The sequence below is a fragment of the Arcobacter defluvii genome, from assembly GCF_013201725.1.
GTDB lineage: Bacteria > Campylobacterota > Campylobacteria > Campylobacterales > Arcobacteraceae > Aliarcobacter > Aliarcobacter defluvii.
Genome location: NZ_CP053835.1, coordinates 2200152 through 2225494, shown reverse-complemented (window position 1 = coordinate 2225494; position 25343 = coordinate 2200152). Strand labels below are relative to the sequence as shown.

The 25343-nt window shown below is 25.2% G+C and carries 26 protein-coding genes and 1 other RNA gene; 17 read left to right on the top strand and 10 right to left on the bottom strand.

From position 1 onward, the window contains the following. Positions 1-41 precede the first annotated feature (41 nt). Both ADFLV_RS11110 and ssrA read right to left on the bottom strand, forming a co-directional pair. On the bottom strand, positions 42-1142 hold the full coding sequence (locus ADFLV_RS11110) for a tyrosine-type recombinase/integrase (RefSeq protein WP_129011246.1): 1101 nt from the start codon (positions 1140-1142) through the stop codon (positions 42-44). Positions 1143-1284: 142 nt separating this feature from the next. Beyond that, positions 1285-1680: a transfer-messenger RNA gene (gene ssrA / locus ADFLV_RS11105) on the bottom strand. Between the two features lie 152 nt (positions 1681-1832). Here ssrA and ADFLV_RS11100 point away from each other — a divergent pair. The 5 genes from ADFLV_RS11100 (at position 1833) to ppk2 (ADFLV_RS11080) (ending at position 6430) form a co-directional block, all read left to right on the top strand. Beyond that, positions 1833-3026, top strand: coding sequence for a saccharopine dehydrogenase family protein (locus ADFLV_RS11100; protein ID WP_129011245.1), 1194 nt, complete (start codon positions 1833-1835; stop codon positions 3024-3026). A 24-nt stretch (positions 3027-3050) separates the two neighbouring features. Then, positions 3051-3215, top strand: coding sequence for a rubredoxin (rd, locus tag ADFLV_RS11095; RefSeq protein ID WP_129011244.1), 165 nt, complete (start codon positions 3051-3053; stop codon positions 3213-3215). Further along, entirely contained in the window at positions 3205-4353 is a 1149-nt protein-coding gene (nspC, locus tag ADFLV_RS11090) for a carboxynorspermidine decarboxylase (RefSeq protein WP_129011243.1), read from the top strand. Before rd ends, nspC begins: the two co-directional genes overlap by 11 nt. A gap of 62 nt (positions 4354-4415) precedes the next feature. Further along, positions 4416-5312 (top strand): polyphosphate kinase 2, encoded by an 897-nt coding sequence (gene ppk2, locus ADFLV_RS11085; RefSeq protein ID WP_412486508.1) that lies wholly within the window; start codon positions 4416-4418, stop codon positions 5310-5312. Next, entirely contained in the window at positions 5312-6430 is a 1119-nt protein-coding gene (gene ppk2, locus ADFLV_RS11080; protein WP_129011241.1) for a polyphosphate kinase 2, read from the top strand. Before ppk2 (ADFLV_RS11085) ends, ppk2 (ADFLV_RS11080) begins: the two co-directional genes overlap by 1 nt. 9 nt (positions 6431-6439) lie before the next feature. Here the strand turns inward: ppk2 (ADFLV_RS11080) and ADFLV_RS11075 are convergent, their stop codons facing one another. Further along, a complete protein-coding gene (locus ADFLV_RS11075) occupies positions 6440-8140 on the bottom strand; it encodes a VWA domain-containing protein (protein WP_164968507.1) in 1701 nt (566 codons plus the stop codon). Positions 8141-8231: 91 nt separating this feature from the next. On the opposite strand from ADFLV_RS11075, the gene tig reads away from it, so the two are divergent. Genes tig through def form a run of 3 tightly spaced genes read left to right on the top strand, consistent with a single transcriptional unit; the run spans position 8232 to position 10658 of the window. Further along, a complete protein-coding gene (tig, locus tag ADFLV_RS11070; protein ID WP_129011239.1) occupies positions 8232-9533 on the top strand; it encodes a trigger factor in 1302 nt (433 codons plus the stop codon). A 13-nt stretch (positions 9534-9546) separates the two neighbouring features. After that, entirely contained in the window at positions 9547-10131 is a 585-nt protein-coding gene (clpP, locus tag ADFLV_RS11065) for an ATP-dependent Clp endopeptidase proteolytic subunit ClpP (protein ID WP_014474863.1), read from the top strand. A gap of 11 nt (positions 10132-10142) precedes the next feature. After that, the gene (def, locus tag ADFLV_RS11060) at positions 10143-10658 is read left to right on the top strand and encodes a peptide deformylase (RefSeq protein WP_129011238.1); all 516 of its coding nucleotides are present in this window, start codon (positions 10143-10145) and stop codon (positions 10656-10658) included. 3 nt (positions 10659-10661) lie between these two features. Here the strand turns inward: def and ADFLV_RS11055 are convergent, their stop codons facing one another. Continuing rightward, positions 10662-11042, bottom strand: a complete 381-nt coding sequence (locus tag ADFLV_RS11055; protein ID WP_014474861.1) for a hypothetical protein — start codon at positions 11040-11042, stop codon at positions 10662-10664. Positions 11043-11194: 152 nt separating this feature from the next. Between ADFLV_RS11055 and ADFLV_RS11050 the strand changes: the two genes are divergently transcribed. The 8 genes from ADFLV_RS11050 (at position 11195) to folE (ending at position 19418) form a co-directional block, all read left to right on the top strand. Beyond that, the gene (locus ADFLV_RS11050) at positions 11195-12706 is read left to right on the top strand and encodes a YifB family Mg chelatase-like AAA ATPase (protein WP_129011237.1); all 1512 of its coding nucleotides are present in this window, start codon (positions 11195-11197) and stop codon (positions 12704-12706) included. A gap of 69 nt (positions 12707-12775) precedes the next feature. Then, positions 12776-13660, top strand: coding sequence for a GTPase Era (gene era, locus ADFLV_RS11045; RefSeq protein WP_014474859.1), 885 nt, complete (start codon positions 12776-12778; stop codon positions 13658-13660). Positions 13661-13758: 98 nt separating this feature from the next. Continuing rightward, the gene (locus ADFLV_RS11040) at positions 13759-14637 is read left to right on the top strand and encodes a hypothetical protein (protein ID WP_129011236.1); all 879 of its coding nucleotides are present in this window, start codon (positions 13759-13761) and stop codon (positions 14635-14637) included. After that, complete coding sequence (locus ADFLV_RS11035) at positions 14618-15310, top strand: hypothetical protein (protein ID WP_129011235.1); 693 nt, start codon at positions 14618-14620, stop codon at positions 15308-15310. The genes ADFLV_RS11040 and ADFLV_RS11035 overlap by 20 nt, the downstream gene beginning before the upstream one ends. Next, complete coding sequence (locus ADFLV_RS11030) at positions 15282-16643, top strand: GspE/PulE family protein (protein ID WP_129011234.1); 1362 nt, start codon at positions 15282-15284, stop codon at positions 16641-16643. Before ADFLV_RS11035 ends, ADFLV_RS11030 begins: the two co-directional genes overlap by 29 nt. Beyond that, positions 16643-17833 carry a type II secretion system F family protein gene (locus ADFLV_RS11025; protein WP_014474855.1) on the top strand — a complete coding sequence of 397 codons (1191 nt, stop codon included), beginning with the start codon at positions 16643-16645 and terminating at the stop codon, positions 17831-17833. The genes ADFLV_RS11030 and ADFLV_RS11025 overlap by 1 nt, the downstream gene beginning before the upstream one ends. A 12-nt stretch (positions 17834-17845) precedes the next feature. Continuing rightward, positions 17846-18799: a magnesium/cobalt transporter CorA gene (corA, locus tag ADFLV_RS11020; RefSeq protein WP_129011233.1), complete on the top strand. Its 954-nt coding sequence runs from the start codon at positions 17846-17848 to the stop codon at positions 18797-18799. Between the two features lie 46 nt (positions 18800-18845). Continuing rightward, complete coding sequence (gene folE, locus ADFLV_RS11015; RefSeq protein ID WP_014474853.1) at positions 18846-19418, top strand: GTP cyclohydrolase I FolE; 573 nt, start codon at positions 18846-18848, stop codon at positions 19416-19418. Between the two features lie 13 nt (positions 19419-19431). Here folE and ADFLV_RS11010 read toward each other — a convergent pair whose 3' ends face one another. The 6 genes from ADFLV_RS11010 to ADFLV_RS10985 all read right to left on the bottom strand — a co-directional run bounded on the left by ADFLV_RS11010 (position 19432) and on the right by ADFLV_RS10985 (position 24279). Continuing rightward, positions 19432-20325, bottom strand: coding sequence for a phytanoyl-CoA dioxygenase family protein (locus tag ADFLV_RS11010; protein WP_129011232.1), 894 nt, complete (start codon positions 20323-20325; stop codon positions 19432-19434). 10 nt (positions 20326-20335) lie between these two features. Further along, positions 20336-20731: an ectoine synthase gene (locus ADFLV_RS11005; protein ID WP_129011231.1), complete on the bottom strand. Its 396-nt coding sequence runs from the start codon at positions 20729-20731 to the stop codon at positions 20336-20338. Further along, a complete protein-coding gene (ectB, locus tag ADFLV_RS11000; protein ID WP_014474850.1) occupies positions 20732-22012 on the bottom strand; it encodes a diaminobutyrate--2-oxoglutarate transaminase in 1281 nt (426 codons plus the stop codon). A 13-nt stretch (positions 22013-22025) separates the two neighbouring features. Continuing rightward, positions 22026-22514, bottom strand: a complete 489-nt coding sequence (gene ectA, locus ADFLV_RS10995) for a diaminobutyrate acetyltransferase (protein ID WP_129011230.1) — start codon at positions 22512-22514, stop codon at positions 22026-22028. Between the two features lie 217 nt (positions 22515-22731). Beyond that, positions 22732-23073 carry a MerR family transcriptional regulator gene (locus tag ADFLV_RS10990; RefSeq protein ID WP_014474848.1) on the bottom strand — a complete coding sequence of 114 codons (342 nt, stop codon included), beginning with the start codon at positions 23071-23073 and terminating at the stop codon, positions 22732-22734. 15 nt (positions 23074-23088) lie between these two features. After that, a complete protein-coding gene (locus ADFLV_RS10985) occupies positions 23089-24279 on the bottom strand; it encodes a peptidoglycan DD-metalloendopeptidase family protein (RefSeq protein WP_129011229.1) in 1191 nt (396 codons plus the stop codon). A gap of 79 nt (positions 24280-24358) precedes the next feature. On the opposite strand from ADFLV_RS10985, the gene ADFLV_RS10980 reads away from it, so the two are divergent. Beyond that, on the top strand, positions 24359-25318 hold the full coding sequence (locus ADFLV_RS10980; protein ID WP_014474846.1) for a L,D-transpeptidase family protein: 960 nt from the start codon (positions 24359-24361) through the stop codon (positions 25316-25318). Positions 25319-25343: the final 25 nt, after the last annotated feature.

Genomic DNA, 25343 nt, shown 5'->3' with positions numbered 1-25343 from the left:
AGTAATCTGAGTCCATAAAACTTATTTATATTAAAGTAAAATCACTTATAAAGATTAAGTACATTCTTTTTCCCAGAATCAGGAGCAAGTTTTGCATATCTCATTGTTTGTTCAATATCAGAGTGATTCATTAACTCTTTTATTGTAAAAATAGGAGTTCCATTAATTGCTAAATGAGATGCAAAAGTGTGTCTTAGTGTGTGAATTACAGTTCTATTTTTAGAATCATCTTTTTCTAAACCTTGATTAAAAAGGTCATTTATTATGGGTTGTAAACGATTCTGAATTTGTCTTGATGTAGATTTTTTACCTTTCTCAAAATGTACAACATAGTCATTTACATTTAATTTCTCACAAATTTCTTTTAATTTATTTGATAGTTCATCTTGAATAAAACCTGTGTATGTGTCATTTGTTTTTAGATTTTTTAGTTGAATTGAACCCTCTTGAAAATTTATATGTTTTTTCTGAATATGTAAGATAGTTTCTAATCTTCCACCCGTTTGTAGTGAAAGCTCTACAAACAATAAAAGAGTAGGGTTGTTTGATATTTTAGAGAGTAATAATTTAATCTCATTTAGGTCAAGATATTTTTCTCTTGTATTATCTATCTTATATTGTTTATCCCATTTTATCCCAATTGCAGGATTAAATATTTTTAGTGATTTTTCTTGAATATTATAATTATAAATAGTAGAAATTAATTGGATAATTCCTTTTGCTGTTTGTAAAGATTTTCCTTTTTCTAGTATGTGGTTTCTAAAGTTTAAAATATCTTCTCTTTTAATGCTATTTACATTTGAATTTCCAAAAACTGGCTTGATGTGGATATCATATTTTGATTTTCTTTTTTCAGCTGATTTTTTATCTGTAAAATATATTTCTGCAATGCTATTAAGCGTTGTAGAATCTCTCTTTTTTTGTTTGATTGGAATATCTTCTCCCAATCTAATTTTATTTAAAATCTCATTTCTTTTTCTATTGCAATAAGGTTCAGTTATACCTTGTGATTTATCACCAACTTTAATTCTTTTTAATTTGTTAAATTCATCTTTGTATGTAATGTAATAACTAATATCACCATTTTCTTTTTTATAATGTTGAACAGTAGAGCCAAATTTTTTTGAATTTACATATGCCATTTTAGTAACCTATTAGTAACCTGATTTGACAATTATTGATTAAAATTGATAATTGTTGAAAAAGTATTATACCTTTAGAAAGCCCGATTGTAAAGAGGTTTGATGAAGTTTGATTAGGATTTAAGAAATTTGAAAAAGTTATTGGTGGAGATGTGCGGGATCGAACCGCAGTCTTAAAACAGCTTATATTAGCGTCTACATGCTTAGCAGAGTTGAAAAATTTCACTTAATGACAACTCAACTCCCGAAGCAATCAAAAAGCTAAGATTTGGAATTTCTTTTTGAAGTTCAATCAATCCTTCAAAAATAATCTATCTAGGGTGAACCAGCGATAATCTACATAGATAGAATCTGTAGTGCTAGCCTCCGAGACTCAAGCCGTTAGGCGAGTCAATAAGTTGTTAAACTTACGCAGCTTTTGCGTAAGCTGGAGCGTAATTTGTATTGTTTGCGTCTAAAAAAAATGAACCGCGTAACGGCATGTTCAGGCCGACATGCAACTAATACTCACTGCTCTAATCGATACCAAGTCATCCCCATAACTTAAAGACGAAGTTTACATAACAAATTATTAAAAGCTTGTTAATTGTAATCGAATTGTTATTAAATAACGAAAGAGTTTTTCTTTCAATAGTTCTTATACTTTAAAACTGTATAATGGTTACATAAAAATATATCGGAGTGAATAAAATGAGCAAAAAAGGTATTTTAATTATTGGGGCAGGTGGTGTAAGTAGAGTAGCCACTGTTAAATGTGCAATGAATATTGACACATTTGAACATATTACATTAGCTTCTAGAACAGTTTCTAAATGTGAAGCAATTGCTGCTGATATTTTAAAAAATCAAGGTGTAAAAATCGATGTAGCAAGTGTTAATGCTGACAGTGTTGATGAATTAGTAAAATTAATTGAAAAAGTAAATCCAAAATTAGTATTAAATGTAGCATTACCATACCAAGATTTAACAATAATGGACGCTTGTACAAAATGTAAAGTTGATTATGTAGATACTGCAAATTATGAACATCCAGATGAAGCAAAATTTGAATATAAACTTCAATGGGAAAGAGATGGGCAGTTTAAAGAAGCTGGAATTATGGGATTATTAGGTTCAGGTTTCGACCCAGGTGTTACAGGAGTATTTTGTGCATATGCTCAACAAAATTTATTTGATGAGATTCACTATATAGATATTATGGATTGTAATGCTGGTGACCATGGTTATAAATTTGCAACAAACTTTAATCCAGAAATTAACTTAAGAGAAGTATCTGCAAATGGTAGATATTGGGAAAATGGTCAATGGATTGAAACTACTCCTTTAGAAATTAGAGTTGAGCATGATTATCCAGAAGTCGGTGTAAAACCATCTTATTTACTATATCATGAAGAGTTAGAATCTTTATCAAAAAATATTAAAGGTTTAAAAAGAATTAGATTCTTTATGACTTTTGGTGATGCTTATATTCAACATATGAATTGTTTACAAAATGTTGGAATGTTAGGAATTGAGCCAGTTGAACATAAAGGAATGATGATTACTCCAATTGAATTTTTAACTACATTATTACCAGACCCAGCAAGCCTTGGACCAAGAACTGTTGGTAAAACAAATATTGGATGTATCATTGAAGGTATTAAAGATGGAAAACCAAAAAAAGTTTATATCTATAATGTTTGTGACCACCAAGAGTGTTATAAAGAAACAGGAGCACAAGCTGTAAGTTATACTACAGGAGTTCCTGCAATGATTGGTTCTAAATTACTTTACAAAGGTATTTGGAAAAATACAGGAGTATTTAACATTGAAGAGTTTGATGCAAAACCATTTATGGATGAGTTAATGACTCAAGGTCTTCCTTGGAAAATTTTAGAGTTATAATAAACTTAAATAGAGGAGTTTATTATGCAAAAATATATTTGTACAGCTTGTGACTACATATATGATCCAGCTGTTGGTGATCCTGATAGTGGGATTGAGGCAGGAACTGCATTTGAAGATTTACCCCTAGATTGGTCTTGTCCAGATTGTGGAGTAGGGAAAGAAGATTTTATAGCCTATGAAGAATAGTTATACAACAGTAGATAGCTTTGATAAGCTTCCAAGTCCAGCTTTTGTTTGTGAAGAAACATTACTTGAAAAAAATTTAAAACTTTTAAAAAGAGTTCAAGATGAAGCTGATATCAGTATTCTTCTTGCTCTTAAAGGTTTTGCAATGCATTCAACTTTTGATTTATGTAAAAAATATCTTAAAGGTTGTTGTGCTTCAGGACTTCATGAAGCAATTTTAGCAAAAGAAGAGTTTGGTGGAGAAGTTCATACTTATAGTCCAGCTTTTAAAGATGAAGAGATAGATGAAATTATAGCTATTTCAAATCATCTTGTTTTTAACTCTTTTAGTCAATTAAAAAGATTTAAAGATAAAGCTTTTGGGAAAGTATCTTTAGGAATTAGATTAAATCCTGAATACTCTTCAGTTGAAGTAGATTTATATAATCCTTGTGCACCATTTTCAAGAATGGGAACAACAAAAGCAAATTTTGATGAAACACAACTTGAATTTTTAGATGGTTTTCATTTTCATGCACTTTGTGAACAAAATGTTGATGCACTTGAAGGTGCACTTGCAGCTTTTGAGAAAAACTTTAGCCAATATTTTGACAAACTAAAATGGGTAAATTTTGGTGGTGGTCATCATATTACTAGAGCTGATTATGATGTTGAAGGATTAATCAAACTTTTAAAAGATTTCAAATTAAGATATCCACACTTAAAAGTTTATATGGAGCCAGGTGAAGCTATTGGTTGGCAGACTGGTTATTTAGTAGCAACTGTTTTAGATATAATTCACAATGGTATGGATTTAGCAATTTTAGATACAAGTGCAGAAGCACATATGCCTGATACTTTAGCTATGCCTTATAGAGCTATGATTAGAAATAGTGGTGTTGCACAAGAAAAAGCATATACTTATAGGCTAGGTGGAAATACTTGTTTATCTGGAGATATTATTGGTGATTACTCTTTTGATGAGCCTTTAAAAGTGGGAGATAGAATTATTTTAGAAGATATGATTCATTATACAATGGTAAAAACAACAACTTTTAACGGTATAAAGTTACCTTCAATTGTAATAAAACAAGACAATAATTGTTATCAAATTGTTAAAAACTTTGGATATAATGATTACAAAGAAAGACTTTCATAGGAGTCAAGGAGAGATTAATGTCGGGGCAAGAACGAAATATAATAGGTCATGAATTTTCTGATATGGAAGTTATTGATGCGGAAGAAACGATAAAACATGATTATAAAAACAGAGATAGAAAAAGAAATGAATTAAAAGAAAAAGAAGAAAATGGAGTTGAAAAAGTTCAGATTTGGGTTAAGAAAGATACCTTAGAATATGAAAAAGAATTAACAAGACTTCAAATTGAACTTTTAAAACTTCAAAATTATGTGAAAGAAAATGGTCTTAAAATTTTAATGATTTTTGAAGGAAGAGATGCGGCTGGAAAAGGTGGAACTATAAAAAGAATCACTGAGCATTTAAATCCCAGAGGTGCAAGAGTTGTAGCCTTAGAAAAACCAAGTGATATAGAAAAAACTCAATGGTATTTTCAAAGATATACACAGTATCTTCCAAGTGCAGGAGAAATAGTTTTATTTGATAGGTCTTGGTACAATAGAGCAGGAGTTGAACCTGTAATGGGATTTTGTACAACAGAAGAACATCATGAATTTTTAAGAGAAGTTCCTGAATTTGAAAAAATGTTAGTAAAATCAGGAATTATTTTGATGAAATTTTATTTTTCAGTTTCAAAAAAAGAACAACTAAAAAGATTCAAAAAAAGAGAAGTTGACCCATTAAAACAATATAAATTATCTCCTGTCGATAAAGAATCTCAGAATTTATGGGAAAAATATACAATAGCTAAATTTTCTATGTTAATGGCCTCAAATACAGACATTGCCCCATGGATTGTAATTAAAAGTGATAATAAGAAAAAAGCTAGATTAAATTGTATTAGACATATTTTAAAAAATATAAATTATGATAAAAAAACAAATGACGATATATTTAAAATTGATGATTCTATATTGATAAGTGGCACAGCAGAAATAGAGAATATGGAACATGAGAATAAGTTCGCAAGGTTGCATTAATGAATTTAAATGAATTTGAAAGAACAAATTATAGTGGATTATATATTTCAAAAGAAGCTCATCCTGAATTTGGTAAAAAATATATTGCTAGATTTCAATATGATAAAAAGAGATATGTAAAAGTTTTAGGTTATGCAAAAAGAGATAATTTAAGTAGAAAAGATGCAGTAGATTTAATGCAAGCATTCAAAGACTCAATTGTATCAAAAACAGAAGAAACAAATGCTTTAAAGGAAGAAAAATTGGTAGTGAAAGATAATGAAGCCTTAAAACAATTACAGGAAGAAAATGAATTTCTCAAGTCAATATTAGGTGATTATAAAAAACTAAATTCACAAGTTTTAACAGAAGGCGTTCAAAAGATTTATGATTTAGAAGCTTTGAAAAAATATCAAATAGAATTAATAAAACTTCAAGATTGGCTTGAAAAAGAGAATAAAAGAATGATTATTCTTTTTGAAGGGCGAGATGCTTCTGGAAAAGGTGGAGCAATTAGAAGAATCACAAGATATATGAATAATAAGCATTACAGAATTGTTGCTCTTGGAAAACCAACAGAAACTCAAAAAAATCAATGGTTTTTACAAAGATATATTACTCATTTCCCAACAGGTGGAGAAATAGTGTTATTTGATAGATCTTGGTATAATCGTGCAATGGTTGAGCCAATTTTTGGATTTTGTACTCCTGAAGAACATGAAATTTTTATGGAAGATATTGTAAATTTTGAGCAAGATTTAGTAAGACAAGGAATGATTTTAATTAAACTTTATTTTTCTGTTTCAAAAGAAGAACAAAAAAGAAGATTTGATAGAAGAATTCATGATCCTTTAAGACAATGGAAATTTTCTGAAGTTGATATGCAAGCACAAGATTTATGGGATGAATTTTCTGAAAAAAAATATGAGATGCTTAGAAGAACAACTTCAAGAAGTGCCCCTTGGCATATAGTAAGAAGTGATGATAAACATCTTGCAAGATTAGAAGCTATGAAGATTATTTTAAATTCTGTTGATTATGATGGTAGAAATTATTCTTTAGATTTTGAAGCAAATGAAGATATAAATATTTCTGTTCAAAGAGAACTTTTACAAATGAGAAAAACAAAAGATTATTAATCTTTTGTTTTACCAAGGATTTGAGATGGAATCTTCTTTTGAAGATTCCATTTTTTTTAGTAAAGAATTTGTTTTTTGATTTTCTAACTCTTTAATCCATTTTTCTTCTTCAAAATTTGAAATTTCTTCCTTTTTTTCTGATTGTTGATTTTTATTTAATTCATTATCTTTTTTTAATTCTTCTTTATTTTTTTTATTTGAGTTTATATTGTTTTTTTGATTTTTATCTTCTTGCTTTTTATTTTCTTGATTATTCTTATCATCTTGGTTTTTATTTTCTTGATTCTTATTTTCTTCATTATCATTTTGATTATTTTGATTTTGGTTGTTTTTTTGAAGTTTTTTTACTAATTCTAAGTTTTCTTTAGTTTTTGAGTCATTTTTTAGTTTTAATGCTTCTTCATAATTTTTTATTGCATTTTGTAAATCATTGCTTTTGGCATAAGCATTTCCTAAATTATGAAGTTTTTTGAACTCTAAATCATTTGATGAAGTTTTAATATTTTTATATAACTCAATAGCTTCTTTAAATTTATTCTCTTTGTACAAACTATTTGCTAAATCATAATCTCTAAATTCATTTGAATCAAGTTTTTCAAACTCTTTTGAAGCTTTTTTATACTCTTTATTTTCATAAGCTTTATTTGCCTCTTTTATCGTATCAAAATCTAAAATTGATGAGGCAAAAAGTTGTGAATTTGTAAAATTAAAATTAATAAATAAAATAAAAATTGCAAGTTTTGTTTTGTTTAGATTTGGTATTGATGAAAAAGCAATCAAAAGTAAAAATATAGCGATTGCTAAAGGATAATAAAAGAGTTCAGTATATGTTTTATATTTTCTATCTTCAAATCTTTCTTTATTTGACTTAGAGTTTATATCTTCTAGAATTTGATTTATATCACTATCGTTTAATGAATATTCTATATAACCACCACCTGTTTTTAAACTTAAATCTTTTATATTTTGATTCAGTTTAACATTTACAATATCTCCATCTTTTGATGTTAAAAAATTTCCATTTTCTTCTTTTATAGCTGAACCTTTTTTTGTTGCAAGAGCTAATGTATAAATTTTTATCTTATTTTTTAATGCAAATTCTATTTCCTCTTCAAAGTTTTCTTTATCTCCGCCATCAGTTAATAAAAGAAGATTCTTATTTGAATAATTTTTTAACAATTTATTTGTTGTTTCTAAAGTTGAATATATATTTGTTCCATTATCAAAATTAATCCCAGAATCTAGATTATTTATTAAAATTTTTAGAGAATTAAAATCTTCAGTTATAGCAGAAAGTAAAAATGAAGATTTTGCAAATAGTATTAATCCTATGGCTTGAGTTTTTGAATTATCCAAAATATTTAATAGTTTTTTCTTTGCAAATTCTAATCTATTTGGATATAAATCAACAGCTTTCATTGACTTTGAAACGTCAATAGCAATTATTATAGGAGTTAATTTAGTTTGCGAATTATTTATCTTTTCATGTGTTACTGGGCGAGCTAAAGCAATAATCATAAAAATTAAAGATAAAAAAAGAGTAATGTTTCTACTTTTATTTGAAAAGTATTGATTTGAAATACTTAATTTTTTTAAAGCATTTTTTGAAAAATATTTTTCTAATTTATTATGTTTAGTTAATATAAAATACATCAATATAAAACTAGGTATTAACATCAAAAATAGTACTTTATAATATATGAAATGCAAGTTAGACTCCTTAAAAAAAGGTATTTTAGTAAAGCCTTAGTAATTTTTAGATAAAATCTCGGTTAAAATTATAACAATCGGAGTAAATTTAATGGAATTTAACGCAAATAGAGTTGATGAAGCTAATGCAGTTATAACTGCAACTGTTGCAAAAGAGATTATAGAAGCGAATTTAGAAAAAGTTGCAAAACAAGCTTCTAAAACTATGAACATTCAAGGATTTAGAAAAGGTAAAGTTCCTGTTGCTGTTGTAAAACAAAGATTTGCAGATAAATTAAGAGAAGATGCAGAATCTGATGCTATAAGAAAAGTTTTAAATGATGGATTAAAATTATTAGACATTAAAAATGAAGATCTAATTGGTGAACCAAGTATTACAAAATTTGATAAAAAAGAAGATGGTTCAATTGAAGTTGAAGTATCAGTTGCTTGTAAACCAAATATAGATTTAGGTGATTATAAATCTTTAGTTCCAGCAGTAGAAGATAAAGAAATAGATGTAAAAGAAATAGATGCAAGATTAACTGAAATTGCTGCATCTTCTGCTCCTTTAGCAAAAATTGCAAGAAAAAGAGCTGTAAAAGATGGAGATTATGCATTAATTGATTTTGAAGGTTTCGTTGATGGTGTTGCATTTGAAGGTGGAAAAGCTGAAAAATATCCATTAGAAATTGGTTCAGGTTCATTTATCCCAGGATTTGAGGATCAAGTTGTTGGTATGAAATATGATGAGCAAAAAGATATTACTGTAACTTTCCCAGAATCTTATCAAGCAAAAAATTTAGCAGGAAAAGAAGCTGTATTTAAAGTAACTTTACATGAAATTCAAGAAAAAGTTACTCCTGAATTAAATGATGAATTTGCTCAAAGAATGTTACCAGGTGAAGAAAATGTAACAATTGATAATTTAAGAGAAAAAGTTAAAGAGCAAATGAAAGCTGAAGCAAAATCTAAATATTATAGAGAAGAATTAAAACCTGCGTATTTAGAAACTTTAGTTGAGAGAATAGAATTTGCATTACCAAATTCTGTAGTTGATCAAGAAATCAATTTTGCTTTAAATAACAAAATTAGAGCAATGAGTGAAGACGAAATCAATACATTAAAAGAAGACGCTTCAAAAGTAGAAGAAATCAGAAATGAATTAAAAGAAGATGCAGTAAATTCAGTAAAAGCAACATTTATTATTGATGCTCTTGCAAAAGCTGAAAACGTAACAGTAAGTGATCAAGAAGTTATGCAAGTTCTTTATTATGAAGCAATGCAAATGGGACAAAATCCACAAGAAATTGTAAAACAATATCAAGAAGCTGGATATTTACCTGCAATTAAAATGTCTATGATTGAAGAGAAAGTTATATCTAAATTATTAGATGAAAAATTAGGAAAATAATATAGGATTAATTATGAGTTATATACCATATGTAGTTGAGAAAACAGGAAGAGGAGAGAGAAGTTATGATATTTATTCAAGACTTCTTAAAGATAGAATTATTATGTTAAGTGGAGAGATAAATGATGCAGTAGCTTCAACTGTTGTTGCACAATTACTTTTCTTAGAAGCTGAAGATCCAGATAAAGATATCTATTTATATATCAACTCTCCAGGTGGAGTAATTACAAGTGGTATGTCTATCTATGACACTATGAATTATATTAAACCTGATGTTTGTACTATTTGTATAGGACAAGCAGCTTCAATGGGTGCATTTTTATTGAGTTCTGGAACGAGAGGAAAAAGATATTCTTTACCAAATTCAAGAATCATGATTCACCAACCATTAGGTGGAGCTCAAGGTCAAGCTACTGATATTCAAATTCAGGCAAAAGAGATTCAAAGAATGAAAGATACTTTAAATGCTATGATAGCTGAGCAAACAGGACAACCATTAGAAGTTATTGAAAAAGACACAGATAGAGATAATTTTATGAGTGCTGAACAAGCTTGTGCTTATGGTTTAATTGACGAAGTTATAGCAAAACATAAATAAGAAATTATAGTATGGTTAGAGAAGTTATAACTTATCCAAATAAATTACTTCGATTAAAATCTAAAGATGTAGTACAGTTTGATTTAGAACTGCATACACTTTTAGATGATATGTATGAAACAATGATGTCTCAAAATGGGGTAGGGCTTGCTGCAATTCAAGTTGCACTTCCTCTAAATGTTTTAATAATAAATATTCCTAATGAAGAAGATATTCAAGATAAAAAAGATTTAATTGAAGCAATTAATCCTGTAATTACACATAAAGATGGAACTCAAATTTTCACAGAAGGTTGTTTGAGTGTCCCTGGATTTAGTGAAGATGTAACAAGAGCTCAACATATCATAGTTGAATATTTCGACAGATATGGAAATAAACAAACGATGGAATGTGAAGATTTTTTAGCTGTTGCCTGGCAACATGAAATGGAACATTTATCAGGACACTTATTTATTGAAAATTTATCTATTTTAAAAAGAAAAAAATTTGAAAAAGAGTGGAAAAAGAGAATGAAAGATAAAAAGTAATTTTTATCCTTCAAATCCTTTCTTTAAAATATTAAATATTAAAGCAAATAACAAACTATTTGCAAAAATCCAAACTAACCAAAAAAATATTCTTTCAAATTTTGTTAAAAATATATCTTTAAATAATAATGGGCAAGATTTTATTGCTAAATAAAAGAATATTGCAATTCCAACTATCATTGTATATTTATTCATTTGTGCAAATAGAATAGTTACAAAAGAGATAAATGGTATGAATACAGTTAATGCAAAAAATTTACCATATTTTTTTCTTTTACCATCTCCATTAAAATATCCCACAGTATAACCACAATTTGGACAAATTGTTCCCATTCTTGTTAATATTTCATGATTACATTCAGGGCAGTTCATAATTTCTGACATAATAAAGTCTTCCTAGATTTTTTGCCTATTATATCAAGTGAAGTTAAAAAAAAAGTTATAAAACTAGAATTTTCAGCTTTTAATATAAAAGATGTATTTTATTTTTTTAAAGGTAAAATATAATTTATAATATTATTAAATAGGTTTAAAATATGAAAATCATAAAATCAGCATCTTTAGATACAATTGATGCAATATGTATAGATGTTGAATCAACTTTTACCAAAGGCTTACCAAATTTTACAATAGTAGGTATGATTAGTACGAGCATAAGCGAATCAAGGGACAGAGTAAAATCAGCACTTTTAATAAATGGTTTTAAATTTCCTCCTTTGAAAATTACAATAAATTTATCTCCTTCTGAAATATCTAAAAAAGGGACTCATTTTGATTTAGCAATTGCTTTACAAATAGCTTTTTTTGATACTAATAAAATTGATTTTAGTGATTATTATTTTTTTGGTGAATTAGCACTCGATGGTAATATTAAAGATACAAGTTTGATTTTCCCTTTAGTTTTATCTTTATCAAAAAAAGGGCAAATTAATAAAGTTGTAGTTTGTGAAGAAAGTGCAAAAAAATTAGTAAATATTCCTAATTTAGAAATTTATAAAATAAAAAATTTAAATGATGCTATTGAATTTGTAAAAATAGAAGATAAAGAAAAATATTTATATGAAAAAAAAGATATTAAATATAAAACTTTACAAATAGAAGATGAAAAGTATTTTTATGATACAAATTATTTGGAAGATTTCAAAGATGTGATAGGTCAAGATATGGCAAAATTCGCTGCTATGATAAGTGCTGCTGGAAATCATAATTTGATAATGGAAGGAAGTCCTGGTTGTGGTAAATCTATGATTTCTAAAAGATTGAGATATATTATGCCACCAATGAGTTTAGAAGAAATTTTAGAAAAAGCTAAACTCCAAGCATTGGATTTTAAAGAAGTGGATTTTATTCCATTGAGAGCTTTTCGTTCTCCTCATCATTCAAGTACCAAATCCTCAATATTTGGCGGCGGAAGTTCAAATGCAAGGATGGGAGAAATTGCATTAAGTAATAATGGTATTTTATTTTTTGATGAATTACCTCATTTCCCAAAATCAGTTTTAGAAGCACTTAGAGAACCATTGGAAGATAATAAAATATTGATTTCTCGAGTTAATAATAAAATATTATATGAAACTAAATTTATTTTTATAGCAGCTATGAATCCTTGTCCATGTGGAAATCTCCTGTCTAGTGTAAAAGAGTGTAGATGTAATGAACTTGAAATCCAAAGGTATAAAAATAGATTAAGTGAACCATTTTTAGATAGAATAGATTTATATTTAGTTATGAATGATAGTTTTAATGATACTAAAAATAGAGTGACATCTAAAGAATTGCATGAAAATGTAATAAAAGCATTTACAAAACAAAAAAATAGAGGTCAAAAAGAATTAAATGGTAAATTAGCTGATGAAGATATAAAAAAATATTGTATTTTAGATGAAGAAAGTCAAATTATTATGGAAAAAGCAAGATTTAATTATCAATTATCTTTTAGAAGTATAAATAAAGTTTTAAAAGTTGCTAGAACAATTGCTGATCTAAATGATAATGAAATAATTACAAAAAATGATATTTTACAAAGTTTAAATTTTAGAAGAAGATAAAAGGACTATTTAAAGCCCTTTGGAATAAAAATATGGTAATATTACACTATTAATTAATAAAGGTAAATAATGACAAAATGCGGATATGTTTCAGTAGTTGGTCGTCCAAATGCTGGAAAAAGTTCTCTTTTAAATTGGCTTGTAGGTGAAAAGATTGCAATGGTTTCTCACAAGGCAAATGCTACAAGAAAAAGATCAAATATAATAGTTATGCATAATGGTGATCAAATTATATTTGTTGATACTCCAGGTATTCATGAAACGGAAAAACTTTTAAATCAATATATGTTAGATGAAGCTTTAAAAGCTATGGGAGATTGTGATTTAATTTTATATTTAGCTCCAATTACAGATAAAATTTCTTATTATGAAGATTTTTTAGAAAAAAATAAAAAAAATGTTAAACATATATTACTTCTCACAAAAATAGATTTTGTATCAAATGCACAGATTATTGAAAAGATGAAAGAGTATGAAAAATTTAGTAATAATTATGAATGTATTATTCCTATTTCTATAAAAAAACAAACAAAACAATCAGATATATTAAATAATGTTGTTAAATATTTACCTGTACACCCTTATTTATTTGATCCAGAGATTATAACTACTGAGCATTTAAGAGATATCTTTAAAGAATTTATTAGAGAAGCAATTTTTGAAAATATTAGTGATGAAATTCCATATGAAGCTGATGTTATGATAAATAAAGTAGAAGAAAAAAGTAATGTTGATGTTATCAAAGCAACAATAATTGTACAAAAAGATACTCAAAAAGGTATGATTATTGGTAAAGGTGCAACTGCTATAAAAAGAATTGGTAAAGATGCAAGAGCAAAAATAGAAAAATTAACAGGTAAAAAATGCTACTTAGAACTTTTTGTTTCAATTAAAAAAGGTTGGACAAAAAATAAAGAAGGATTAAAAGCTTTAGGTTATGATATAACTTTATAATAATCTTTTTAAAATTATAATAATATATATTATTATAATTAAGCTTCATTTTTATATACTTAAATAATTAAAAAAGTTATAAAAATGTGAGCATTAATATGAATGAATTCTCTCCTTTAAAACAATTTACTTTTTTTGAAATTGAAGTTTCAGAAAAGATCAAAGATAAAAATCTAAAAAATTTTTTTAATAGCTCATTGAAAATAAATGATATTACTCTAAATAAAACAGATAAAATCTATTTAAATTTTATAACAGAATTGAGTTTATATCAAGTATTTCTTTTAAAAAATAAATACAAATATTTTGATTTTCAAGTTTTTGAACTTTTTTATGAAAATCAAATAATTAAAAATCAAATAGATTTATATATATGTGATGATTTTTTTTGTTTATATAAAAATGGTTTCTTTTATTATTTTCAAAATATAAGTTTGAAAATATCCATAGAAGAATTTATAGAATACTTAAATAAAAAATTAAAAATTAGAATAGAAAATTACAAACAAATTGATAATAAATATTTAGATGAATTAAAAGAACTTTATCAAAGAAAAAAAATAACAACAACTTTAAAAAATATAAATTTAAAAAAGGATTATAGTTTTAGTTTCTATCTAGGATATATTTTTTTTATTATTCTTTCATTTTTTATTATTTTTCCTCAGAAAAATAAAATAGAAAATTCAGAAATATTAAATAAAATAGAAAAAGAAACGATAAATAATAAGTATCTTTTTTTTAGTTTAGAAGAGAAATTAGATTATTTATTACGAGATATAAAATTAAATAATTTAAAATTGATAAAATTAGAATATAGAAAAAATGATGCAAAAGTTATTTTAAATTCATTTACTAAGGAAAATATTTATCAATTTTTTGAGAATAATAGAAAAAATATTATTTCTTCTTCTATAAATTTCCAAGAAGAAAAAAATCTTTATGAAGTAATTATTAATGTTAAAATTTTTGAATAATAAATTTATAAATAGTTCTAAAAAAATAAAAATTGAACTTTATATTTTACCTTTATTAATTTTTATTTCTTTATATTTTTTCATTATTCAAAATATTGATGATAAAAAAGATGATTTGTCTTATAAACTAAATTCTTTTACTCAAAAAAATGAAAGATTTGATGGCTCATTTTTGGAATTATTTTCCACTTTAGAAAATTTATCTAAAAATAATAATATCACAATTCTTAGTAGTCAAAGAGATGAAAATTTTATAAATTTAAAAGGTTTATCTAAAGAAAAATCTATTTTATTTTTTTTAAAAGAGATAGAAAATATAAATAATTTTACAAAAATAAATTCTTTACTTTTAAATAATAAAGAAAATACTGGAGATTTTTTGTTTGATTTAAATATAGATTTAAATAATTTTTATATTAAAAATATATCAAAAATAAAGAATGAAAAAAATATAAACAAATTAACTAATAAAGAATTTGAAAAAAAAGATTTAAAAATAAATGCAATTATTGCAGATTATGCTTTTATAAATAATATTTGGGTTAAGAAAAATGAAAAAATAAATGGTTTAGAACTTATAAAAATACAGAGAAATTTTGTTGTTTTAAAAAATGAAAATGAAGAGATAAAATTGGAGTTATTAAATGAAGAGTATCTTAAAAAACTTGATTGATTATTCATTATTCGAAAGATATGACACAGAGTATTTTATAAAAAATAAAATTGTTCCTCTTTTTGAAGATAATATTTATTTGAAAGTAGCTGTTTGTAAAAGCTCAAATTTAAATAGTATAAAGAACGATTTTGTAAAATTAATAAGTTATGAAGAGGTTGATGAGTTAGAATTATTATTTATTCTGAGTAATTTAGATAGAAAAATTTCTCTTTTTACATTATGCACAAAATCTATTTTTCAAAATAGTTTTGAAAAATATGTAAATCAATTTTTGGATGAATTATTGCTTTTTTCAATAGAAGTTCGTGCAAGTGATATTCATATTGAAAAATATAAAGAATTAGTTGTATTTAAATTTAGAGTAGATGGAAAATTAAAAACTTTTTTTACATTTAAAGAAGAATTTTTTAGATTGATTTCATCTTATATAAAATTAATTTCTAATTTGGATATGACCATGACACGTCTTCCTCTGGATGGAAGATTTTCTTTAACTATAGAAAATAAAAAATATGATTTTAGAGTTTCAACAATGCCTACTTTAGAAGCTGAATCAATAGTTCTAAGAATTTTAGATAATAAAAATATAAATAAAAATCTTCTAACTTTAGGCTTATCTATAAATTTATTGGATGTTCTGAAAGAAAGTTTGAAATTAACTCAAGGTTTAATATTGATTTCAGGTCCTACTGGAAGTGGAAAAACTACAACTTTATATTCCATATTAAAAGAATTAAATAGTGAAGAAAAAAAGATTATTACAGTTGAAGATCCAATTGAATATAAAATTGATTCTATTTGTCAAATTCCTATAAATTCAAAGATTGGACTTAGTTTTGAAGTTGTATTGAAAAATATTTTAAGACAAGATCCTGACATTATATTTATTGGAGAAATAAGAGATAAATTTTCGCTAAATATTGCTTTACAAGCTTCTTTGACTGGACATTTGGTAATTGCGAGTATTCATGCAAATTCAACTATAGAAACTATTTCAAGGCTTATAGATTTGGAAGCTGATCCTTTTTTGATTTCAACTACCTTAAAACTTATAATGGCTCAAAGATTAGTTTTAAATTATTGTAAATTTTGCGGTTCAGTTGGTTGTATAAAATGTAATTTTACAAAGTTCTATGATAGATCTTGTATCGCTGAGATTTTAAAAGTTGATGAAAATATTTCATCTTTGATATTCAAAAAAGCTTCAATTTCTGAATTTAAAGAATATCTAAAAACAGTAAATTTTAAAACACTCTTAGATGATGGAAAAAGTAAAGTATCACAAAATCTTACTTCTTTAGAGGAAGTTTATAAAGTGGTTACATTGTAGTGAAAAAATATAAAATTAAATATCAAAGTGAAGAAAAAATAGAAAAAATCATTTTAGAAACTTCAGATTTATCAAAAGAAAAATTACCAAAAAATATTATAGAAATTAAAGAATACAAGAATTATTTGAAAATAGATTTTAGAAGAAAAAAAAGAATAAATGAAAAAAAATTAAATTTACTTTTTTATGAACTAAGTTTAATGCTTCAATCAAATATAAATATATCTGATGCTTTAGATATTTTAATTAAAAATAAAAAAGATAAACAAATTGTTGAGTTTTTAAATACAATAAAATATTCATTATCAAATGGAAAAGCAATAGATAAAAATCTTGAAAACTTTAAGATAAATCAAATAATTTTATCTTTTTTAAAAATTTCTCAAGATACAGGAAATATTGCATTAAATATTAAAGCTTTAAGTAAACTATTGATAGAAAACCAAGAGATAAAAAAGAGTTTTTATAAGGCGATATTTTATCCAATTATTTTAGTTATAAGTTTTTTCCTTTCTTTATTTGCAATTTTTAGTTTTGTAATTCCTAAATTTAAAATAATTTTTTCTCAAACTCAAAATGAACTTCCTTTGGCTACTAAGATTTTATTACAAACTGAATATTTTTTTGAAAACTATTTTTTATATTTATTTTTAGTTTTTTTGTTATTTTTACTATTAATAAGTTTTTTTTATAAAAAAAATAGTAATTTTGAATATAAAATTGATAAGTTTTTTGTTGAAAAAATAATTTTAATAAAAGATATTTATTTATATATGCAACTGTATAAACTATTTTTAGTAATAGATATAATGTTAAAATCAAACTATGAATTTCATAAAGCTTTTATTTCTTCAAAAATTTTATTAAAAAACAAATATCTTTTAGATAAAATATATATAATTGATAACTTATTACAAAATGGTGAAAGTATCAATGATTCTTTTTTAAGAACACAAATATTTGATGATATAGTTTTAAATCTGATTAATACAGGTGAGGTTTCTAACTCTTTAAGTATTACAATAGATGAAATAAAAAAGATTTACAAAAATAGATTTGATGATAAAATGAATTTACTAATATCTTTAATACAACCTATATTTTTAATCATAATTATGGGATTAATTCTTTGGATAGTATTGGCAATATTTATGCCTATTTGGGATATGGGAAATATGATAAACATTTAAAAAGGAGTAGCCTTGATTAATTGTTATGTGAAAAAAGGAAATAGACTTAATGTTATTGAAGGAATAGAATTTTTTGATAGCAATGAAGATAAAAATAGTGTAATTTGGATAGATATGCTTTTACCAACAATTGATGAAATAAGAGCAGTTGAAAATCTTTTTGATATGAAATTCCCTACGAAACAAGAGAGTGAAGAGATTGAGTTGAGTTCTCGATATTGGGAAGAAAATAATAGAATAGAAATAAATAGTTACTTTTTGATAAATGATAATAAATCAGCTTTCAATGAAACGGTATCATTTATATTACAAGGTACATTATTGATTTCTGTTAGATATAAAAAATTGGAGAGTTTTAATACTTTTACTAAAAAACTTTTAATTTCTCCAAGAGAGTTTAAAAATGGTTACTCTATTTTTTGTCAAATTATAGATATTCGAATTGATGCTGATGCTGATACAATTGAAAATTTATCAAAAGAAATTACAAAAATAAGAAAACATGTATTTACAGATTATTCAAATGATGATGAAGAAATTCTTGAAAAGATTTCATACTTTGAAGATTTAAATATGAAAATTAGAGAAAATTTGACAGATAAACAAAGAATTTTAAACTCTTTATTAAAATCTCAAAAATTTGTTGATGATAAAAATGAATTACCAATTATGTTAAAAGATATTAAATCCTTGATTGATCATACAAATTTTAATTTTGAAAGATTAGATTATTTACAAAATATCTTTATTGGTATTTTGAGTATTGAACAAAATAAAGTTATAAAAATCTTTACAATTGTAAATGTTATATTTCTTCCTCCAACATTAATAGCAAGTATTTATGGAATGAACTTTGAGTTTATTCCCGAACTTCATTGGGAATATGGATATATATTTTCAATAGTTTTTATGATAATTTCTTCAATAACACCAATTTTAATATTTAAAAAGAAAGGTTGGATTTAGTAAATCTTATCAAAATAATATAATAAAAGTTTAAAGGAAAATTTTAATGACTAAAGAAATTGAATTTGAAAATGCTGTGAAAAAAATTCTTACGCATATAGGAGAAGATATTAATAGAGAAGGATTAATTGATACTCCAAGTCGTGTAAGAAAAGCTTTTGAATTTATGTGCAGTGGTTATAAACAAGACCCGAAAGAAATAATTGAAAAGGCTCTTTTTACATCAACAAATGATGAAATGGTTGTGGTAAAAGATATAGAATTTTATTCTCAATGTGAACATCATATGTTACCAATTATTGGAAAAGCACATATTGCTTATATTCCAAATGGAAAAGTTATTGGACTTAGTAAAATTCCTAGAGTTGTTGATGTTTTTGCAAGAAGATTACAAATTCAAGAACAATTAACTGAGCAAATTTGTGATGCTTTAAATGAACATTTAAAACCAAAAGGTGTTGCAGTTATGATTGATGCAAGACATATGTGTATGGAAATGAGAGGAGTTGAAAAAATTTGTTCAACTACTGTTACATCTGCTTTAAGAGGGCTTTTTAAAACAAATAAAACAACTAAAGATGAGTTTTTATCAATAGTTGCTCAATCTCTTCATAAATAAATCAATAGAAATTCTATTGATTTATTGTTTTTAACGGTTTAAAATCTTTTAAACATAAAAAATCGGCTCTTGGAGATTTTGAAGCAAAAGGTTTTAGTGGAATATTTTTTACACTATTGTAAACATAAAAAATATTTGTTCTATCATCAGGTGAAATATTATCAGGACTTCCATGTAATATGTTACCATCATGTAAAACTAAAGTACCAGCATCTCCTAATGCTGAAACTAATTTATCTTTTTTAGATAACTCTTTGATTGCATTTATACTAGGAACTCCGTATTCTTGTTTTTTTAAAGATTTTTTATAATTATCTTTTGGTGTAATACCTTCACAAGATACAAATTTTTTATGGCTACCTTTTATTAAATATAAAGGACCATTAAATTCTGTATTATCACTTAACATAATCCACGCAGACAGACATCTACAATTTGGTAATCCATCTTCACTATGCCAAGTTTCAAAATCACTATGCCAAGGAAAAGATTTTCCTTGATATGCTCTTTTTATATTTATTCTTCCATGATGAATATAAACTTCACTTCCTAGAATTTGTTTAACTTTATCTAATATTCTTGAATCTTTTGATAGATTTTTAAAGATTTTACTAAAAAAATGCTGATTAAAAATAGTTCTTAATTTATCGCTATTTGGTTCTGTTATAAACTCACTATTTTTTCTATTTTTCTCATTTTTTTCAAGTATGGATAACTCTTCTTTAAATTTTTTAATTTCTTTTTCATTAAATGCATTAGGTATTATTATAAAACCATTTTCTTCATATGATATAATATCTTTTTCATTTAACGAATATTTTCCAACTTTTTCTTTAGAATAAACAACTTTATCAACTCTCTTTATGATTTTTTCTTCTTTGCCTCTTGATGGATATAAATTTTTCATTTTTCTCCTTTTAATCAATTAATGGATAAACACCATTTTCATCATGATTTTCTTTTCCTGTAAGTGGAGGATTAAATACACAAATTAATCTCATATCAACATTCCCTCCATACAAATAATGTTCATCATTTTCATTTAACGCATACATAATTCCATCATAAATTTCATTGATAATGCCAGTTTTTAAATCTTCAATTTTTCCATCTCCACTTACACAATAAACAGCTTCTAAATGATTTTTGTAATGAATATGTGTTTTTGAATGAGCTTTTATTATAGTCTCATGAAATGAAAAGCCCATTCCATCTTCTTTTAATAACATTCTTCTACTAACCCATTGATTATCTTTTGCAAATACTTCTTTTGATGTTCCAATAATTTCTTTTCTTATATCTCTTACAATCATTTAATATTCTCCCTTTAAATTATTTTTTCTTTCAACAATAAGTCTATCTACAGCTTTTTCAAATCTTTTTAATCCTTCTATTAATAATTCTTCATCTATTAATAAAGGTGGAAGAAATTTTACAACTTGTCCTTCACTTCCACAAGTTTCAACAATCAATTGTTCTTCAAAAGCAATTGAAGATAAATCGCTAGCCATTGATTTGTCATTTTTTATCTCAAATCCATATGCTAAACCTCTTCCTCTTATTTCTATTTCATAAGTGTCTTTGTATTTTTCTGCAATTTTTTCAAGTGTTGTTCTTAAAATTTTTTCTTTATAAAAAACAGCTTTTGAGATATTGTCATTTTGCCAATAATGTTCAAGTGATACTTTTGAAGCAACAAATGCAAGATTATTTCCTCTAAATGTTCCTGTATGTTCACCTGGTTTCCACTGGTCTAATTGGGGTTTAAATAATAGAAGAGCCATTGGTAACCCACCACCAATTGATTTAGATAATGTTACAATATCAGGAGTGATACCTGCAAATTCAAATGAAAAAAATTCTCCACTTCTACCATTACCAACTTGTATATCATCAACTATTAATAAAATATCAAATTCTCTACAAATTGCTTCAAGTTCTTGTAACCATTCTTTAGAGGCTACATTTATTCCACCTTCTCCTTGAATTGTTTCAAGAATTACTGCAGCTGGTAAATCAACACCACTACTTCCATCTTCTAAAAATTTTCTAAAATATTTTAATGTATTAGTATCATCAAAATATCCATCAAATGGCATAAATGTTGCATTGGTTCTACTTATATAACTTTCATCTCTATATTCATTGTTCCCTGTAATTGCAAGAGCTCCTTGAGATAAACCATGGTAGCCATTTGTAAAAGCTACAATATTACTTCTACCTTTTACAAGTCTTGCTAGTTTTAGTGCTGTTTCAACTGCATTTGTACCAGTTGGTCCTGTAAATTGCAATTTATATTCAAGATTTCTTGGCTTTAAGATTAAGCTTTCAAAAGTTTGTAAAAACTCTTTTTTTGCTGTTGTTGCCATATCTAGACCATGAACTATTCCATCTTCTTGTAAATATTCAATTAGAGCTTTACTGATATGTTCATTATTATGACCATAATTTAAAGTTCCAGCACCTGCAAAAAAATCTATATATTCTACACCTTGTTCATCTGTTAATATAGCACCTTTTGCTTTTTTAAAAATAGTTGGAAAACTTCTAATATAACCTCTTACTTCTGATTCTAAATTTTCAAATATTCTCATTTTACTCCTTTTTTTAGTTGTTTATTGGTCCAATTAGATATTGAATTTCTTCTTCATGTGAATCTAAAAAATCATTCAATGAAAAAAGAGTTTTATTTTCAATCTTTGTATTAAAATTATCTGCAAGTTTCTCAAATACTCTTTTTGAAGAGTTATTACTTGGTGAAACAGTTGATAATATATATTTGATTTTATTATTAATATTATTTCTATTATATATATCAATAATAATTTTTATGGCAATATTTTGTCCTCTAAATTTTTCATCAACTGCTACTTGCCAAATAAATAAAGTATCATTCTTATCAGGAATAAAATATCCAGATACAAAACCAATTACTTCATTTTCTAAAATAGCAATTCCACAAGTTTTTTTAAAATGAGAACATTGTAATAGATAAAGATATTCTGAATTTAAATCAAGAGTGTCACATCTTTTTATTAAATTAAAAATATCTTTTGAATTTTCTATACAAGGTTTTGAAAATATTATTCCATTCATATTGCTCCTTTTTTCATATAATATGTAAATATTTTACATATATTATGTTAAATATTTACGAAATATGTGTAAATTTATAGCATATATGTATTAAATTAAACTTAAATTGAAGAAAATATTAATGAAAGAATAAAGCTGTAGTTACGATAAATTGGTTAGTTTGGTTAAATTATATAATTTGTAGAAATGAAAAGTAATTATTGAAGATAAATATTATTTAAAAAGATTCTAAGTCTTGTATATCATTTTCAGAAATATTTTCTAGTTTTGATTCAATAATATCTAAAAAACTATTTCTATTTTGTTCATCCATATTTTCATCGATTATCTCTAAAATATATTTTATGCCATTTGCATTTATTTTTTTTATATTTGCTAGATAGTGTACAAAAGCAATGATTTTTACGTCATTAATTGAATACAATTTTTTTATTTTGTTGTTTTTTTGAGGTAATAAACCTTTATCTTCATACATTTTTAAAGTTCTTATTTTTGCACTTAAGAGTTCAGAAATACTACTTAAAGGTAATATATCTTTATCATTATTTAGTAAAGCCATGGTTATTTACCTTTTTTATAGTATATTTATTTCACTTCTATCTGTTATTCTTTCTAATCTTGTAGGAATTGTTCTATTTTCATTTTCAATTTCATTATTGAATTTTTTTATAATATTTTGAGTATTAGCTAAGAAAGAAGCTTTTTCTTTTCCATCTAAACCTTCAATTTTTGGTTTTGTAATCACACTCATTGGATCAATAGCTGTTCCATTTTTATATAATCCTAGATGCAAATGTGGACCTGAACTAAGTCCTGTGCTTCCAACATATCCAATATGTGTTCCTTTTTTTATTGATGTACCTTGTCTAATACCTTTTGCAAAGCCTTTTTGGTGAGCATATAATGTCTTATATCCATTTCCATGATTTATGATAATAACGTTACCATAACCACCTTTCACTCCCATAAATTCAACTCTTCCATCTGCAGCTGCATAGATATTTCTTCCTGTAGGTGCTGCAAAGTCAGTTCCTAAGTGTGCTCGAAATCTTTTTAGTACTGGATGCCAACGTTTTTTTGTAAATACACTAGAAATTCTTTGAAATGTAACTGGCATTTGAAAGAAATAAGATTTTGTAAATCCAACACCTTTTTCATCATAATATTTATTATCTTTGTCATTTTTAAATCTATAAAAAGGTTTCCCAGCTATTTGAACCATTGCAGCTGTTAAATCAGGCATTCCAAGTGGTCTTCCAAGATAAGATTTTTGAGTATATTTTAAAGCAATAAAATCACCTTTTTTCATTTTTCTAAAATTTACACTAGGATCTTGAAAAAGTGATTTTAATATTGATGATAAAGTAACATCTCCTGTTGCAGTTTGAATATCGTGAGATACAGATTCTGTGATTTTTATAGCAACAGTTTCTGTATATTCTGTATAATTAATAGGTAAAGTTTGAAATTTATATTCATTGTTGCTATCTTTATAGACATGAAGTTGAATATCATCAGAAACAGGAATTAAAACTTGATTTAATGAGCCATCATCTTCTGTATATAAATAAAATCTTCTATCTGCTTCAATTTCTGAACATAACTCTTTGTCTTCTTTTTCTAAATCAAAATATAATTTTTGAGGGACTTTGTATTTATCTAAAAATGTTAAAAAGCTTTCTCCTCTTGGCCATGAAAGTTCTTCAACTTGTGCCGAATATAAAAAATTAAATAAAATAATGATTGTTAAAATAATTTTTTTCATAGTTCTTCACTTCTTCTTTATTAAATAATTAGGGCAAGTATTATACAATTGCGTAACTTAAATATTGATGGAGTATTGCTTGTTTAAATTTGTATTTTTTGTATTTATTGCTTTTAATATGTATGCAAATGATTTAGTAAATGTGTATAGATTTGAAGGAATTAGCGCTGTAGAAAAAGTTATTGAAAATAGTTTAAAAGATGTAAATTATTGGAAAAATTATTTAGAAAATAAAAATGTTGATTATGGATATTATGAATATAAAAAATATGTAATTTTAACTCAAAAAGAACAGACAGAAATGTCTTTATATGAGATTGTTAATAATGATTACAAATTAGTTTTAAGAAATAGTGTGATAGTTGGAGAAAATTCTGGTGATAAATATACAGAAGGTGACAAGAAAACACCTGAAGGAGCTTATGAATTAATCGAGAAGAAAAGCCAAGTTGATCAATTTTATGGTCCATTTGCATTAGTTACTTCATATCCAAATTCATTTGATAAAAGTTTAGATAAAAAAGGTTCAGGAATTTGGATTCATGGTATGCCATTTGATGGTGATAGAGAAAAATTTACAAAAGGATGTATAGCTTTAGATAATACTGAATTAGAAAATTTAGAAAAAAACATTGATTATAAAAAAACAATTTTATTAACAAGTGAAGGTGATTTTCCAAAAGCTTCAAAAGATGATGTTGCTTTGATTTTAAGTTCAATATATAAATGGAAAGATGCATGGAAATATTCAAAAATTGAAGATTATTTATCTTTTTATTCTAAAGATTTTAAAAGAGCTGATAAATCAAATTTTAATCAATTTAGAGATTATAAAGAGCAAATATTTGCAAAAAATGAAAGTAAAACAATAAATTTCTCAAATATAGATATATCACCTTATCCTAACTCTTTAGGTAAAAAAATGTATAAAGTTTTAATGGATGAAGAGTATCTAAGCCCAAGTGTTAGATTTTACGGAAAAAAAGAGTTGTTTTTTGAAGTTGCAAATAATGAGCTAAAAATTCTATCAGAAGATTAAAAAAATATTTAACTCTTTTTAGATA

Bases quoted from the DNA above. Each gene is read 5' to 3' on its own strand.
- ADFLV_RS10990 (WP_014474848.1), bottom strand. From the start codon at position 23,073: ATGGCTTTACTAAATAATGATAAAGATATATTACCTTTAAGTAGTATT.
- ppk2 (WP_412486508.1), top strand. From the start codon at position 4,416: ATGGAAGTTATTGATGCGGAAGAAACGATAAAACATGATTATAAAAAC.
- nspC (WP_129011243.1), top strand. From the start codon at position 3,205: ATGAAGAATAGTTATACAACAGTAGATAGCTTTGATAAGCTTCCAAGT.
- rd (WP_129011244.1), top strand. From the start codon at position 3,051: ATGCAAAAATATATTTGTACAGCTTGTGACTACATATATGATCCAGCT.
- ADFLV_RS11010 (WP_129011232.1), bottom strand. From the start codon at position 20,325: ATGAAAAATTTATATCCATCAAGAGGCAAAGAAGAAAAAATCATAAAG.
- ADFLV_RS11055 (WP_014474861.1), bottom strand. From the start codon at position 11,042: ATGTCAGAAATTATGAACTGCCCTGAATGTAATCATGAAATATTAACA.
- ppk2 (WP_129011241.1), top strand. From the start codon at position 5,312: ATGAATTTAAATGAATTTGAAAGAACAAATTATAGTGGATTATATATT.
- ADFLV_RS11035 (WP_129011235.1), top strand. From the start codon at position 14,618: ATGTTAAAATTTTTGAATAATAAATTTATAAATAGTTCTAAAAAAATA.
- era (WP_014474859.1), top strand. From the start codon at position 12,776: ATGACAAAATGCGGATATGTTTCAGTAGTTGGTCGTCCAAATGCTGGA.
- tig (WP_129011239.1), top strand. From the start codon at position 8,232: ATGGAATTTAACGCAAATAGAGTTGATGAAGCTAATGCAGTTATAACT.
- ADFLV_RS11040 (WP_129011236.1), top strand. From the start codon at position 13,759: ATGAATGAATTCTCTCCTTTAAAACAATTTACTTTTTTTGAAATTGAA.
- folE (WP_014474853.1), top strand. From the start codon at position 18,846: ATGACTAAAGAAATTGAATTTGAAAATGCTGTGAAAAAAATTCTTACG.
- ADFLV_RS11110 (WP_129011246.1), bottom strand. From the start codon at position 1,142: ATGGCATATGTAAATTCAAAAAAATTTGGCTCTACTGTTCAACATTAT.
- ADFLV_RS11050 (WP_129011237.1), top strand. From the start codon at position 11,195: ATGAAAATCATAAAATCAGCATCTTTAGATACAATTGATGCAATATGT.
- ectB (WP_014474850.1), bottom strand. From the start codon at position 22,012: ATGAGAATATTTGAAAATTTAGAATCAGAAGTAAGAGGTTATATTAGA.
- ADFLV_RS11100 (WP_129011245.1), top strand. From the start codon at position 1,833: ATGAGCAAAAAAGGTATTTTAATTATTGGGGCAGGTGGTGTAAGTAGA.
- ADFLV_RS10985 (WP_129011229.1), bottom strand. From the start codon at position 24,279: ATGAAAAAAATTATTTTAACAATCATTATTTTATTTAATTTTTTATAT.
- clpP (WP_014474863.1), top strand. From the start codon at position 9,547: ATGAGTTATATACCATATGTAGTTGAGAAAACAGGAAGAGGAGAGAGA.
- def (WP_129011238.1), top strand. From the start codon at position 10,143: ATGGTTAGAGAAGTTATAACTTATCCAAATAAATTACTTCGATTAAAA.
- ADFLV_RS11005 (WP_129011231.1), bottom strand. From the start codon at position 20,731: ATGATTGTAAGAGATATAAGAAAAGAAATTATTGGAACATCAAAAGAA.
- ADFLV_RS11030 (WP_129011234.1), top strand. From the start codon at position 15,282: ATGAAGAGTATCTTAAAAAACTTGATTGATTATTCATTATTCGAAAGA.
- ectA (WP_129011230.1), bottom strand. From the start codon at position 22,514: ATGAATGGAATAATATTTTCAAAACCTTGTATAGAAAATTCAAAAGAT.